The following is a 14,216-nucleotide window of genomic DNA, read 5'->3' as shown; positions in this document are numbered from 1 at the left end:
AAGGGGCATCGGTTTGCGCGGGTAGACGGCTTTGCGCGCGAAGTATGTTGCCGAGATGAACGGGCGACAGTGCGGCGCGACATAGCCTTCGCTAAGTGGTTTGGACAAAAAATAAACCCGAGCCAAATTTTTCTGAGGATTCAGAGAATACATAACCGACCGCATCAGACAAGCCAAAAATATCGGTGAATGGCGTCGGATAGTCCCCAGAGTAAAGTTGTAGCAAGAATGGCTGCTTCACGGAGATATTTTCTTGTTGTAAATAGCAGGGCGTCCCGCCAATCTTTGATCCTGTGAACGTAGCTTCTTCATGCTCTGGAATTGGCGTTGTGTCGATTTTTCTGGCTGGTAGAAAAACCCCTTGAGAGATCGGTTGACCAACTCCATGCACGATTACTGCAGTGTATCCAGATTGAATCGTCTTTAGTTCGTCGGAGTCCCCGTGGAAGCAAATCTGATCCAAAAAATAATCCGAGGCTGAATAGTAAGAAAAAACGGAGACAATCTTATTGTCAGGCATTTTTACGGAAGTATGTTCGGTCAAAAATTGACCGAACAGGGTTGCAACCAACGTCAATGGCTCCCCATTTGGGGCGATCGGCCAAGTTGCAACTCCGCCGATTAGTGCGCGACCGCCAATCCTGGACTCGAGGTCAGTGGTGGATGTGCTGAAAACTAATGCCTTGCTCATTTAATCCTCCGGGCAACTGCAGGGGCAGTTGTTATTTCTCAAATACGCCTCTGATTGTTTGCGCAACGCTCTTGCTCTGCTTGCAGGAATGCCTGCCTTTCTTAGGCCACCCTGGGTAATATCCAACTCTCTCTTAATGTCTGGATGGAACTCGTTGCGTCCAAGACCGCGATCTTGGCGTATTTTTCCTTCATGATAATGAGCGCCACCGATGCCGCGAGAGTCCTTTCCTGGGCCTCGTGTATGGTGATCAAGATCAAGCGCAATTGATGGGTTGTTGCCATCGCGGCAATTCTTCTTTGCAAGTCCTTTTTGAACCAGATATTCATGGCGCAATAGCTCATGCGCCTGAAGTCCATCGCCGACGTTTCCTCCCCCATTCAACGATCCGTAGGTACCGAGTTGACCAAGTGCCGCTAATCCCAGTGGATCGATCCACTCAGAGGGATTCGGAGCATAAGCATGGGTATTAATGCCGCCAAGAAGCCCAATCGGGTCGCTAGAGACGAACCGCCCACTCACCGGGTCGTAATACCGATACCGGTTGTAGTGCAGCCCCGTCTCGTCGTCAAAGTACTGCCCCTGGAACCGAATCGGATTCCTGAACCCCGCCTTTCGCCCCGCCTCGCTGATCGCCTGCTTGGCTTCACCCCAGGCCTTGTAGCTGGCCGACCATGCGATCCGCCCCTCATGGTCCGTCAACTCCTGCGGCGTGCCCTGGTGGTCGCATTGGTAGAACGCGATCTCTTCCCGCGCGAAGGCAGTTGGTGTCTTGAGCTGCTCCCCGTTCCATAGCGGGTCCTGCTCGATGTCGTAGCGCCCGCCGTTGGCCGCGATCAGCGCCTTCACGTCGGTGGTCTGGCTCAGCGCCACGGCCTGCGCCTGCCTGATCTGCACCAGCGGCACGAAGGAGCCGGGCTCGTGGATGTAGTGCACGCTGTCGCCGCGCCAGGCCTGCTGCTCCTGCTGGCCCTCGGTGCTTTGCGTGCTCTCGAAGGCCAGTGTGTCGCCGTCCCAGCCGAACAAGGTCGTCGCGTGTGAGCTTCGCTTGGCGATGCGCCGGCCCAGCGCGTCGTAGCTGAAGCTTGTGGTCTTGCCGTAGGTGCTCGCGCTGCGCATGCGGTTGAAGCCATCCCAGGTGAAGATGGTTTTTTCTCCGTTGCGGTTGCGCTCGACCAGGTTGCCGCGCTCGTCCCAGGTGTAGTGGGTGCCGGCGTAGTTCTTGAGCAGGTTGTCCATCAGCCGGCCGGCCATGCTGCGGCCATCGCCGCCCAGGTGCACCGCGACGCGGGTGGTGACGCGGCCGGCAGGCTGTGGAGCGGTGTTCGGGCTGCCCGCCGGACCTTGCAGAGGCAGAGGCGGCTGGTGTCCATTTGACAGGCCCGGGGTCTTCACTACACAAATGGCCTGCGCCCCGTGAGCTCAGACACATCCGAACCGCTGATACGATCCGGTGTTAACGGCGGACATCAATGCTGTGACGACCATAAACGATTTCCACATCGGAACCGAAGTTTCTTGGCGACGGCGCACGCCCTGCTAGCTTTTCGTAGAGCGATCGCAAATAGCCCGGCTTGTCTTCCACTTCATCTAGAGGTACCTCATGAGGCACTACCGCGCGCCAGTACTTTTCGATGTCGCCGCTCGATGACAAGATGAACTCAATGGCATCCAACGTCCTTTGTTGACTCTCCGGCCCGAAACGGTCGAAGTCAGCCTTCATCGCATCAAACAGCTTGGCGCGGCAGCTGAGGTCGTTGATATAGAAATCATCCAGCTCGTCATCGCTCATGACATGCAAGTAGTAGTTCAACTTGGAGATGTAGTCGGGAAAAACTTGCATGGCTTAAGGCGTTGGAAGTTGTGGAAATGCCGTTCGAATTTCTCCGTTCGACCCTCGGAAAACGGTCGCCTCTGTGGTGGTTTCGGGGCAACCACCTCCGGCCCTATATCCCTCACCGATCACACGCCCCATATCGACTGTCGCTTCATTTGCTCCAGCTTGGTTCATTTTCTGGGTCGCGCGCTGAATGGCGTCAAGCTGGTCAACGTGGCTTAAAAAGCGGGTTGAGTCAACTGGGCGAGGTCGCCTCGGACATGGGTTGTCGGGTGGGATGCCAGTCCTCGCCCGGTGCTCCTGCTGCTGCATGGTGGTTTGGGCCCCATGCCGTGAATACGCATGGCCGCCTCCTCGAGCATCCATGTCCTGCAAGATTCTCCCTGCACGTCGGTTGGCCCGGTTGCCGGCCAAGCCAAACGGATCAATCCATTCGATCGGATTCGGCGCGTACTGATGGACGTTGATGCCGCCCTCTAACCCAATCGGATCCTTGGAGACGAACCGCCCACTCCCCGGGTCGTAGTACCGATACCGGTTGTAGTGCAGCCCCGTCTCGTCGTCAAAGTACTGCCCCTGGAACCGGATCGGATTCCTGAACCCCGCCTTCCGTCCCGCCTCGCTGATCGCCTGCTTGGCTTCACCCCAGGCCCTGTACTGCGCAGACCAGGCGATCCGCCCCTCATGGTCCGTCAGCTCCTGCGGCGTGCCCAGGTGGTCGCACTGGTAGAACGCGATCTCTTCCTTCGCGAAGGCGGTTGGCGTCTTGAGCTGCTCCCCGTTCCATAGCGGATCCTGCTCGATGTCGTAGCGTCCGCCGTTGGCCGCGATCAGCGCCTTCACATCGGTGGTCTGGCTCAGCGCCACGGCCTGCGGCTGCCTGATCTGCACCAGCGGCACGAAGGAGCCGGGCTCGTGGATGTAGTGCACGCTGTCGCCGCGCCAGGCCTGCTGCTCCTGCTGGCCCTCGGTGCTTTGCGTGCTCTCGAAGGCCAGCGTGTCACCGTCCCAGCCGAACAGGGTGACATCGTGCTCGGATCGCTTGGCGATGCGCCGGCCCAGGGCGTCGTAGCTGAAGGTGGTGGTCTTGCCGTAGGTGCTCGCGCTGCGCATGCGGTTGAAGCCGTCCCAGGTGAACACGGTCTTCTCGCCGTTCCAGGTCCGCTCGATGAGGTTGCCGCGCTCGTCCCAGGTGTAGTGGATGCCTGCATAGTCCCTGAGCAGGTTGTCCATCAGCCGGCCGGCCATGCTGCGGCCATCGCCGTTAAGGCGCACCGCGACGCGGGTGGTCATGCGACCTGCGGCTTGGCCGTCGGCTACGAAGTCGGATGGATTGCCAATGTTGCCCGCCGGATCGAAGGCGAAGGTCTCGCGGCCCAGGCGGCTGTGGGCTTCCAGCAGGCGCCCCACGGGGTCGTAGCGGTAGCTCAGGTTGCCGCGGCGGCTGTCGCCGATGGCCACCAGCTGTCCGGCCTTGTCGTAGGCATAGCTGCGGCGGATGCCGACGGCCTCGATCGCGCCCGGCCTGGTCTGGGAGATCTGCTGTTCCAGCAGCCGGCCGGCCGGGTCGTAGTGCAGCTTCTGCGTCAGCCCGTTGCCCTGTTCGCGGCCGATCTCGCGGTGCAGGTCGTCGCGCTCGAAGCCCAGGACGTCCTGGCCGTCCACGAGCAGGCCGTGCACGTGGCCGGAGCCGTAGGTGAGCCATTGGGTGACGTGGCCGTCGGGGCGGATGCTGGCGATGCGCTGGTTGAGCTCGTCGTAGCCGTGCTGCCAGACGGCCGTGTGGCCATGGTCCAGGTAGTGCTGGTGCTCGCGCACGAGGTTGCCCGCGCGGTCGTAGAACCACTGGAGCCGGGCCTCGGCGTTGGTGGCTTCGACCAGGCGGCCGTTGCGGTCGTAGGCGAAGCGCTCGGCATCGTCGCCGGCCTGGCGCTCGCTCAGGCGGCCCAGCGGGTCGAACGCGAGCCGGGTGCTGTGGCCGGCTTCGATGACCTCGGCCAGCACGCCGCTGGCTTCGTCGTAGCGGTACTGGGTGCTCTTGCGGTCGAAGCCAGTTTCTTCGAGCAGCTTGCCGATGGGGTCGTAGCGGAAGTCGTAGCGGCTGCCGTTCTCGTTGTGCAATTCGGTCAGGCGGCCCAGCAGGTCCCAGTGGTACTTGAGGGTGCGGCCGGCCGCATCGGTGCGCTGGGCCACGAGGCCGGCGCGGGTGTAGCCGTAGCTGGTGCGGCGGCCCAGCGCGTCCGTGTGCGCGAGCAGGCGGCCTTCGGCGTCGTGGGCGAAGTACTCGCTGGTGTTGTCGGGGTGGACGATCTCCTCGAGCTGGCCCGGGTGGTTGGCATGGCCGGGCATCGCGGCCTGCGCGGCTTCGCCGGCTTCGGTGTAGCGAAAGCGGGTGGCCTGGCCCAGGGCGTTGGTGATCCTGGCCAGGCGGCCGCGGCCGTCGTAGGCCCACTGGGTGGTCTTGCCGGAGCAGTCGGTGTGGCTGGCCAGCTGGCCGTCGGGGGTGTAGGCCAGGGTCTTGATGCCGCCCTTGGCATCGGTGATGCGCACGGGGCGCCCGGCGTTGTCGTAGGCGTATTCGGTCTTGTGGCCGAGCGGGTCGATCTCTTCGGTGAGGTTGCCGCTCGCGTCGTAGTCGCGCTTCCAGGCGCCGCCTTCGGCGTCGAGGATGCCCGTGATGCGGTGGCGCGCGTCGTAGGCGTAGTGCACGCTGCTGCCGTCGGCGCGGGTGTGGGTCTTGAGGTTGCCGTTGGCGTCGTAGACGTAGTCGTCGGTGGTGCCGTCGGTGTGGATGTGGCGCGTGATGTTCTTGTCGCTGTCGCGGAAGAACCATTCCTCCAGCTGGTCGGGATGGATGACCCGGTAGGTGTAGCCCAGGATGTCGTAGTAGTACCAGGTTTCCTGGCCAAGGGCGTCGGTGACGTAGGTCAGCCGGATGTTCTTGTCCCACTCCAGCTTGAGGGCGAAGCTGCCGTCGTCGCTCCACTCGCGCACGGCCTTGGCGTCGGCGCCGGTGCCGTCGTATTCGAGGTTCATGCCGCGCCCGGTGCGGTCAGTGTAGCGGGTCAGGAGGTGGTGGCTGTAGCTGTACTGCCAGCCGGCGCCGTTCTCGTCCTGCGCCGCGACGAGGTCGCCTTCGGCGTCGTGGGTGTAGGCGGCGAGCTGGCGCACGGGCTGGCCGTCCCTGATTTCCCACAGGCTTTCGATGAGTCCGCTGTGGGCATGGGGGCGGGTGCCGACATGGGCGAGCGTGGCGTCGCCCTGTTTGCTGATGATGTCGCTGAGCACGTGTTCGCCGGTGGCGGCAATCACATGGTCGTAGCGCAGGCCGATCGCAAGGCCGTTACTGGTGTGCTGCGCCACCAGGCGGAAGTGCTGCTTGCCTTGGGTGCGGGCCTTGGGGGCGGCGGTGTCGACGAGCTCGTAGGTTTCGCGCCAGTCGCTGGGCGTGCCGGCGGGCATGGCTTTGCCGAAGTCCAGCGTCAGCAGGCTCGGGCTCAGGCGGGTGAGGGTGACTTCCTCGATGGAATCGCGGTGGTGCTGTCCCACGGCGAGCAGGGGGTAGGCGTGGCTGCGGCCATCGGCGCCGTGGTAGAGCAGGCTCGGCTGGCCCTGCCGAGGGCCCTGGGCGGGGGTGGCGATGTCCACGCGGGTGCTGTAGGGCGTGAGCCAGCGTGCGCCCAGGCTGCCCTGGTCGAAGGCGCCCAGGTTGCTGCGATAGGTGCGTGCCCATGCGATGGGCAGGGGAGCGGCCAGCACGAAATCGGTGTGTGTGACGCTTTCGCAGCCCATGGCCAGGCTGATTGCGCCGCCCTCGCTTGAACGCGCGGGGCAGTTCTTGCAGCCGGGATCGCCGCCGGGGCCGGCTTGTGCGGCGGCCAAGCCGACTTCGCCGCCCGGTTTCTTGCTGTCCACCCGCGCGCCCTCGGAGGCGTTCACGATGCCGTTTCGGCGGTTCTTGCGCTTGAGCAAGGCGGTCTTCAGCATCTTGAGGAGCGACTTGATGCTGTTGCGCTCGGCTTCGCTGGCCATTGCCTGCAGCTTGCCGCGTGCGACTTGCTTGATGTTGAGCAGATAGCCCATGGTCTCCTTGACCCTGTCCACTGCCCACGCCGGAATGAGGCCGGAGGCCGCCTTGCTGACGCGGTTGATTCCGCTCTTGGCGGTATTGCTGGCCGAGGTGCCCCAGGAACTCAGCGTGCTCAGCAGGCTGCCCATGGTGGTCTGGGTGTTGGGGTCGTAGGTCTTTCGCTCGATCGGCGGCGTGAGCGTGAGCAGGGGCTTTTCTCCGAGCCCGCGCTGCATGATGTCGAGCAGGGCGTCTACGACCGCGTCGACCATGTTGGCGCAGTCCTTCAGCATGCTGTCGAGGAGCGACATGGCCTCGTCGACGAACTTGTCGATTTCTCCGGCAATGGTGTCGTTCAGGTGGCCGACGGCGACGGTGACCACGGCCTCGCCGGCATTGGCGAAGGCGCGGCCGGCCTGGTCCTTGATCACGCGCCCGGCGTTCTGCTTGATGAGGGCCAGCATCGGCCGCAGGCTCATGCGTGCGGCCGCCATGGTCGGCGGAAAGGGGATGACGCCGATCACGTTGATGACCAGCGACACCCATTCCAGGAATTGGTCCCAGCTCTTCTTCTGAATCATGCGCACCACGTCCATGATCGCGTCGGCAAGCGCCATGATGTTGCCGACCACCGGGATGCTGCCGGCCACGGTTGACAGGCGCGCCAGTGTGATCCAGCCGTCGCTGATGCTTTGCAGCCAGGCGTCCAGCTTGGCCGCGCCCTTGCCGATGTCTTCCTGCGCGATGGCGTTCAGCGGCGCCACCGCTACCTGGGGCTCGCGTTCCTGCTCCTCTTGCGCCGGCCGATTCTGTTGTGGCGTGTCGCCTGCCATGTTTGTTGCCCCTGAACTGGATGCTTGCTTTTTGTTGATGGATGCGGCACCGGCTGCGGCCGTCAGCCCGCGAAGCCGGGTGTCTGCCCCGGCATCCCGGCCGGTGCGCCGGGCAGCAGCCGGGGCGCCATGCCGACGGCGGCCTGGGTGGCCTGCCCGAGCAGCGCCTTGGCGCCGCCTTGCTCGATGGCTTGCGCCGCGCCGACGGCCTGCTGGGCGATGCCCGCGGCCTGGCCGAGCCGTGCCGCAAAGCCGCCAGCCTGGCCCAGGGCGCCGCTGGCAATGCCGGCAACACTGGCAGCACCACCACCGACGCTGCCGAGCAGGCCGGCTGCACCGCCGCCGCCCGCCGCGTCGATACCCGCGGTGGTGGCGGGCTTGTCGGGCCAGCGATCGGGCTGGCCGAAGTAGCTGCCCTTGTCCCACGGATCGCTCGGGTCCTTGCCGAAGGTCACTTTCGCCTGCCCGATGGGAAGGCCTGACACCGACGCAAACCCATTGCTGTCCAGCTTGCCCGTGTGCGTGCCGCCATCGGAGTCGACCACCGTGTAGTCGCCTTGCTTCACGCCTTGGCGCGTGGCGCCGTCCGCCTTGATGTACTGGTGGTACAGGTCGAGCTGGCCCCTCGGAAGCTGGGGCGGCTGCGGCAGCCGGGGCTGTCCGTCGCTCTTCGGCCCCACCATCGAATGCGAAGCCGCATGCGCACGCCACAGCCCGTTGGTGCCGCTCTCGATGCCGCCCGCTGTCCAGCGCGTGTAGCTGGAGCCGCCGTTGATCAGCACCTCTTCCTTCGCCGTGATGGTGATCCGGTTGGCCTCCATCTTGATGTCCAGCTTGGCCAGCGCATTGATGCTGTCCTTGAGCGCCGTGAGGTCGATGTCGGCCGCGGCCGCCGCCATGCGGATGCCGTTATTGAAGGCGACCATGCGCACCGCGTCCTTGGCGCTCACCAGGAAGCTGTTGCCCGTGGCCACGCTGGTGTGGGCACCGCTGCTGATGGCCGTGTGCTCGACGCTCACGAGGTGGGTGCTGGCGGCCGTGGTGGCCTGGATGCCCGCCGGGCTCGCCAAGGTCAGGTGCGGCTCCTGGAACTCCGGGAACTCGCCCTGGCCCGAGGAGCCGCCGCTGCCCCTGATCGCATCGTTCTGCGCCTTCAGCGCCCGAGCCACCTCGTCCTGGTCGCCCGCCTCGTGCGCCTTGGCCTGCTGCGCCACCTGGCTCAGGCTCTCGTGCAGGTCGCGCCCCTGGGTGAGCCTGGCGACGGTCTCGCGCATGTCGGTGATGTGGCCCTGGGCGTTGGCGCGCGCCTCGGTGCTCACCAGCAGGCCGCGGGCGGCGCGCACGGCCCCGTGGCCGTCGGTGCGCAGCTCGAAGCCCTGGCCGCGGTCGTCCTTGCGCCCGGCCGTGTCCTCGATGCGCCCGATGTGGCCCAGGCTCAGGCTGGTGCTCTGGTGGTCGCTCTTGAGCTGGGCCTGCACCTTGCCGCTCGAATCGTCGAGCGCCAGGTGGTTGCTGCGCCCGCCGCCCAACTCGCGGCTGCGGATGCCGGTGAGCTGCTTCTGCTGGGGCAGCTGCCAGGCCGGCATTTCGTCGGCGTTGTGCACCCGGCCGGTGACGATCGGGTGGTCGGGGTCGCCGTTCAGAAAATCGACGATGACTTCCTGCCCGATGCGCGGCAACGCGGCTGCACCAAAGGTGGCGCCGGCCCAGGCGGTGGACACGCGCAGCCAGCAGCTGGCGTTCTCGTTGCGCTGGCCGATGCGGTCCCAGTGGAACTGGACCTTGATGCGGCCGTAGGGGTCGGTCCAGATCTCCTCGCCGGCGGGGCCGACCACCACGGCGGTCTGCGGCCCGCGGGTGCGCGGCTTGGGCGTGCTGCGCCGCGGGCGCCAGGCGTAGCTGGTGGGCTGGGCCTCGAAGGCGAAGCGCTGCACGGAGCCCTCGGAAGCGTTCGCGCCTTCGCTGGCCTGCAGGTTCTCCTGCAGCTCGTAGTCCACGGCCAGCAGCAGGTGCTGGCGGTTCTGGTCCTCGCGCGGATGGTCCCGCAGGCGGAAGGTGTGGCCCGGGGCGAGTTCGCGCAGGTTGGAACGGCCACTGACCCGGCTGCGCTGGCTCAGCTGCTCCTCGGTGCGGATGCGCGCGTAGGTCTCGCCGTCGTCGTGCTGCAGGTAGTCGCCCGGCCATTCGTACTGCTCATGGCCATCGTGCTCGTGGCCCGGGGGCATCTGGCGCCGGCTGGCGAGGTCGGCCTGGGGCTTCTCGAAGTCGTAGTGGTTGCGAAAGTGGTGGCCCGGGCGGATCTCCTCGGCCTGCGCCCACTCGTAGATGCGTTCGCTGGCCTCCAGCCCGCCGGTCATGCCGGCCTTCTCGTGCGGGTGGTAGCGCACCGTCTCGCCGCCGGGCAGCGGACTGTGGGAACTGGCGATGTCGTCGGCGAAGACGAGCACGTGCTGCTCGGCCTCGTGCCTGAACCAGAAGTAGAGGCCTTCGTGCTCGCACAGCCGCGAGATGAAGTCGAAGTCGCTCTCGCGGTACTGCACGCAGTAGGTCCACGGGCGGTAGCTGCGGTGGAGCTTCTGCTCCATCGGATGGCCGTAGCGCCCCAGCACGGCCGCAACGATCTCGGGCACGGTCTGGTCCTGGAAGATGCGGAAGTCGGAGCGGCGCGTGGCCAGCCACAGCCACGGGCGCAGCCGCATCCTGTAGAAGGCCTGGCGGTCGTCTTCGTGCGACAGGCCGAAGCGGGTGACAAGGCCGGCGAGGTAGCGCGGGGCGCCGCTCTCGGTCTCCATCACGACCGTGGCGGGTTTGCCCAGGATGGACTTGGGGTCCAGCGCATTGCTGCTGCCCAGCAGGTCCAGGTCGAAGGCGTAGGCCTGGCTGAGCGCCTCGCGCCCCGCCAGCCGATGGAATTGCAGTGCCTCGCCCAGCGGCGTCCGGATGGTGACGCGGCGCTTCACGAGCCGCCACCTTGCAGGAACGTGGTGTCCATGTGACCTCCCTGATCTTTTTCTTCTTCTGGAGAAGAAACTAGCCAATCAACTGTCTGGATGCAATGTGTGTGACAGGACGCATCAGACTGCCGGATTATGCAAGAGACCTTTGGTCATTCCATGGTAATTCGGCACGGATCGAGGCTATTTGATCGCAGTTGGCGAAAGATGTAATCCATACGGGCTACATCGCTCGCATCCGATGAAGCCCTTCGGGTTAACCCCGCCAGCCTAGCGCCACTACGGTTTCTCCAACGATCTGCGTGCGAGCGCGATGCAGCCCGACAGCGCGAGCGCCATCAAGCCCAGCAGCAGGGCCTGGCGCAGCACCTGCGACGTGCTTGCGTCAGATGGCGCTTCGAAGCGAGGCAGCCTGTCGAAATCCTCGGCCGCGAGTCCCTGGTAGCTCATGAGGCGCGGGACGAAGAAGCCGCGCCACGCGTCTTCGTAGGCGTTCACGCGCTGCACGTGGCGCAGGTAGCGCGGCGCGTCGATGCCGGCCAGCCGGTCCGCGGCCATGGCCAGTGCCAGGCTCGGGGACAGCCAGTTCCTGCGCTCCAGCCAGGCGAAGCGGCGGGCGCGGGCGTCGTCGAAGCCTTCCATCAGAGGCCGGATCCGGCGGTCCTGCGCGAGGTAGCGCGGCAGGAACGAAACCGGCCACGTGTGGCTGCGCGACGCAAAGGGCGCGGCTGCGGGATGGGCGGCATACCAATCCGCCAGGTGCGCGTCCATGTGGACCTCGGCCTCCTGCTGCGCATCGCGAATCGCCGCGATGGCGGCCAGCCGCGACGGCATCGGCGCTTGCCGGTCGGCCCATGCGGCCAGGGCGGCCGGGATGGCAAAGGTCGACAGCAGCCAGCATGCGAGAAGGCCAAGGGCTGCTGAACCCGAGGACAGCGGCAGCAGGCAGAACAGGCCGGCCAGGGCCAGCCAGAAAGCACAGAACGCGGCCACGGCGGCCAGCCAGCAGAACAGGGCCCCGGCGGTGGCACCCGGATCGAGCGCGAAGGCGAGCGACGAAGCCGCCGCGGCAATGCCCCAGGCCGCGATGCCGCGCAGGCCCAGCGCCACGGCAACGACCCTCGCGGGCCGGGCACATTGCGCCACCACCCATGGCCATCGCCCCAGTTCGCGCTCCTCCTGCACCAGCCCGCAGGTCAGGCCCAGGATCGCCAGGGGCAGCAGCAACGCGAGCACGGTGGAGAAGTCGGGCAGGCCGAGGTCTTCCAGCAGCGGGTTGCCGAACCGTTCCGCCTTGCGGGCATCGGTATGGCGGCTTTCGACGGTCACCCGCGCATCCGGACCCAGCAGCTCGAAGGTTCCGGTGCCGAGCGCCAGGCCGCCGAGCGCCGGCAACCGGGCCGGTGGTGCATCGCCGCGCGCGAACTGGAAGGCCGCCATCATGGCCTTGGTGCCGTCTGCAGGCTGGGCCGCCATGGCCCGGGCCTTGAGGCGGACCTGCTCCCAGTCCTCTTGCTGTGCCGTGGCCGCCGCACGGTAGTCGCGCGCGGCAAGGCCGGACCATGCCGCGCTCGCACCGAGCAGCAGCGCAAACACCGCAAGCACCCAGAGGTTCAGGCGCTGCTTCAGGAAGCGATGCCATTCGGCACGCGCCAGGCGCATCGGCAGGACGGTCATGGCTGGAGCTTTCGCACGCTGGCGGCCAGCAGCCATCCGGCGCCCAGCGCCCAGGCCAGCAGCAGGGCGAAATCGGGCAGGGCGGCTTTCAGCGCGAAGCCGATGCCCGGCGGGACATAGCGGAACCCATCGACGGAACGCCACAGGTCGTTGTCCGCATAGCGGTCGTCGAAGGAGGTCAGGCCGCGGGTGTGGTCCGCGTCCCACTGGTCGATCTTCGCGTTGACGTGGCGCCGATACGCTTCGGCGGCATCTTCGAAATGGCGCTGGTGCATGAGATCGGTGCCTGCCATCTTCATCGAGATGGCGCGCATCGCCATGGCCGGGCTGAACGCGGCCGCCGCGCGCAGCCACTGCGCCTGCAGCATGTGGCGCTGCCACAGGCCGTCGAAGTGAAGCGCATGCACGCGGTCCGCATAGGCATCGCGCGCCATGCGCCGTACCGCGGCGACACCGAAGGGCAGGTCCTCCAGCCGCTGGGCGCCGTGGCGCTGCAGCAGCTCGGCCTCGAACGCCTTGCCGCGCGTGGCGAGGTCGGGGTCGCCTGGAAGGCCCTGCGTGTAGTCGCGCTGGATGTCGCTCCAGAAGCGCTCGGCGGTTGGCAGCGGCACGGCGCGCTCGGCCGCCGCGGCCCCCAGGCGCGGCACCACGAAGACGAAGGCGATCCACAGGCCCAGCAGCACGAAGAGGCTGAGCCGGCTGGTGGGAAGCCATGCCGACACCGCGAGCGCCAGCGCGGCAAAGATGCCGTAGTAGAGAAGAAACGAACCCGCCGCGAGCACGCCGCGCCCGATGGCATCGGCCTGCGGCAGGCCCCCCGCCGCCGCCAGCGCCAGGCCGCCGCCGACGCAGGCCAGCAGCATCAGCGCGACGACCGACATCAATGCGGTGAACTTGCCCGCCAGCAAGCGGCTGCCCGGCAGGCCGGCGCTGTGCAGCATGCGCAGCGTGCCGCTCTCGCGCTCGGCGCTGACAGCGTTGAAGGCCAGCGCAATGATGAGCAGCGGCAGCAGCGCCACCAGCGCAAAGGCCGGTGTCAGCTGGCCGAAGCGGACCGAGGGCGCTTCATCGGCCGCGGGACGGAAGCGCGTCATGTTGCGGCGATGCGGCTCGAGCCAGAGCGCCTGCCCGAGGTACGGATCGAGCCCGGGGTCGATGGCGGCAAGGGGCGAGTCCGGGCGCAGCGCATAGAGCCCGAAGTGCGCGCCGCGGTGCGGATGCTTGTCGCCCTGCGCGTCCCACTGCGCGCGCACGGCCGCGGCCACCTGCGCCTTCTCCGCGGCAAGCCGCCGATGCTGCTGCGCCGACGTGACCAGCAGGCCAGCGAGCAGGAGGCCCATGGACAGCGCCAGCACCGCAAAGCGCCCATCGCGCAGCAGCGCCCGCAATTCCTTGCGCACGACCGCGAGCAGCCTCATGAACGCGCCTCCGGATCGCCGCCGCGCGTGTGGGCGAGGTAGGCGTGTTCCAGCTCGTCGTGGTTGACCGTGTGCGCATCGAATTCGGCGACCAGCCGGCCCTCCTTCAGGATGCCGATGCGGTCGGCCACCTGGCGGGCGTTGAACAGGTCGTGCGTGGCCATCAGCACCGCCATGCCGTTGCCGGCGGCGGCGCGGATGCGCTGCGCGAAATCGTTGGCGGCGCCGGGGTCCAGCCCCGAGGTCGGCTCGTCCAGCAGCATGGCCTGCGCCTGCTTGGCGTCGGCGATGGCCAGCCCCACTTTCTGGCGCATGCCCTTCGAATACGTGGACACCCTGGCGTCGTGCGCCGGTGCCTGCAGCCCCGCCCGCTCCAGCAGCCCTCGCGCCGCGGCGCGCGAGAGCGCGATGTCCGCGAGCGTGCAGAAATACCGGAGGTTTTCCACGCCGCTCAGGTACGGATAGAGCGCCACGTTCTCGGGCAGGTAGGCCAGTCTTCGGCGCACCTGCGGGGCCTCGCGCACCGGCGAGAAGCCGGCCACCCGCACCTCGCCGGAGGCCGGCTGCACGAAGCCCAGGAAGACATTCAGCGTGGTGGTCTTGCCCGCGCCGTTGCCGCCCAGCAGCGCGTAGACGCAGCCGGCGCCAACCCCGAGGTCGAGGCAGTCGATGGTGCGCCGGCCCCCGCGCTCGACCGTGAGCGCGCGCAGCGAAAGGATCTCTTCTTCCTGTGCCAT

Annotated in this window: 8 protein-coding genes; all 8 read right to left on the bottom strand. The window is 66.5% G+C overall.

The window, feature by feature from the left end; translation table 11 throughout:
* Nucleotides 1-91 precede the first annotated feature (91 nt).
* Complete coding sequence (locus tag RZE77_RS31800) at nt 92-691, bottom strand: hypothetical protein (protein WP_319442666.1); 600 nt, start codon at nt 689-691, stop codon at nt 92-94.
* On the bottom strand, nt 692-2,086 hold the full coding sequence (locus RZE77_RS31795; protein ID WP_319442665.1) for an RHS repeat domain-containing protein: 1,395 nt from the start codon (nt 2,084-2,086) through the stop codon (nt 692-694).
* A 61-nt stretch (nt 2,087-2,147) separates the two neighbouring features.
* On the bottom strand, nt 2,148-2,534 hold the full coding sequence (locus RZE77_RS31790) for a hypothetical protein (protein WP_319442664.1): 387 nt from the start codon (nt 2,532-2,534) through the stop codon (nt 2,148-2,150).
* Between the two features lie 3 nt (nt 2,535-2,537).
* The gene (locus RZE77_RS31785; protein ID WP_319442663.1) at nt 2,538-7,430 is read right to left on the bottom strand and encodes an RHS repeat-associated core domain-containing protein; all 4,893 of its coding nucleotides are present in this window, start codon (nt 7,428-7,430) and stop codon (nt 2,538-2,540) included.
* A 62-nt stretch (nt 7,431-7,492) separates the two neighbouring features.
* Nucleotides 7,493-10,390 (bottom strand): type VI secretion system Vgr family protein, encoded by a 2,898-nt coding sequence (locus RZE77_RS31780; protein WP_319442662.1) that lies wholly within the window; start codon nt 10,388-10,390, stop codon nt 7,493-7,495.
* 273 nt (nt 10,391-10,663) lie between these two features.
* Nucleotides 10,664-12,061 (bottom strand): DUF3526 domain-containing protein, encoded by a 1,398-nt coding sequence (locus RZE77_RS31775; protein ID WP_319442661.1) that lies wholly within the window; start codon nt 12,059-12,061, stop codon nt 10,664-10,666.
* Complete coding sequence (locus tag RZE77_RS31770) at nt 12,058-13,479, bottom strand: DUF3526 domain-containing protein (RefSeq protein WP_319442660.1); 1,422 nt, start codon at nt 13,477-13,479, stop codon at nt 12,058-12,060. Before RZE77_RS31770 ends, RZE77_RS31775 begins: the two co-directional genes overlap by 4 nt.
* Nucleotides 13,476-14,216, bottom strand: coding sequence for an ABC transporter ATP-binding protein (locus RZE77_RS31765; protein WP_319442659.1), 741 nt, complete (start codon nt 14,214-14,216; stop codon nt 13,476-13,478). The genes RZE77_RS31770 and RZE77_RS31765 overlap by 4 nt, the downstream gene beginning before the upstream one ends.

The organism is Variovorax sp. SPNA7 (assembly GCF_033807855.1).
Lineage (GTDB): Bacteria > Pseudomonadota > Gammaproteobacteria > Burkholderiales > Burkholderiaceae_C > Variovorax > Variovorax beijingensis.
This window is presented reverse-complemented; position numbering and strand designations above follow the sequence as displayed.

What these genes read in the sequence shown, in the direction of transcription:
- RZE77_RS31800 (WP_319442666.1), bottom strand. Translation starts at nt 691, where the DNA reads ATGAGCAAGGCATTAGTTTTCAGCACATCCACCACTGACCTCGAGTCC.
- RZE77_RS31790 (WP_319442664.1), bottom strand. Translation starts at nt 2,534, where the DNA reads ATGCAAGTTTTTCCCGACTACATCTCCAAGTTGAACTACTACTTGCAT.
- RZE77_RS31785 (WP_319442663.1), bottom strand. Translation starts at nt 7,430, where the DNA reads ATGGCAGGCGACACGCCACAACAGAATCGGCCGGCGCAAGAGGAGCAG.
- RZE77_RS31775 (WP_319442661.1), bottom strand. Translation starts at nt 12,061, where the DNA reads ATGACCGTCCTGCCGATGCGCCTGGCGCGTGCCGAATGGCATCGCTTC.
- RZE77_RS31770 (WP_319442660.1), bottom strand. Translation starts at nt 13,479, where the DNA reads ATGAGGCTGCTCGCGGTCGTGCGCAAGGAATTGCGGGCGCTGCTGCGC.
- RZE77_RS31765 (WP_319442659.1), bottom strand. Translation starts at nt 14,216, where the DNA reads ATGGCACAGGAAGAAGAGATCCTTTCGCTGCGCGCGCTCACGGTCGAG.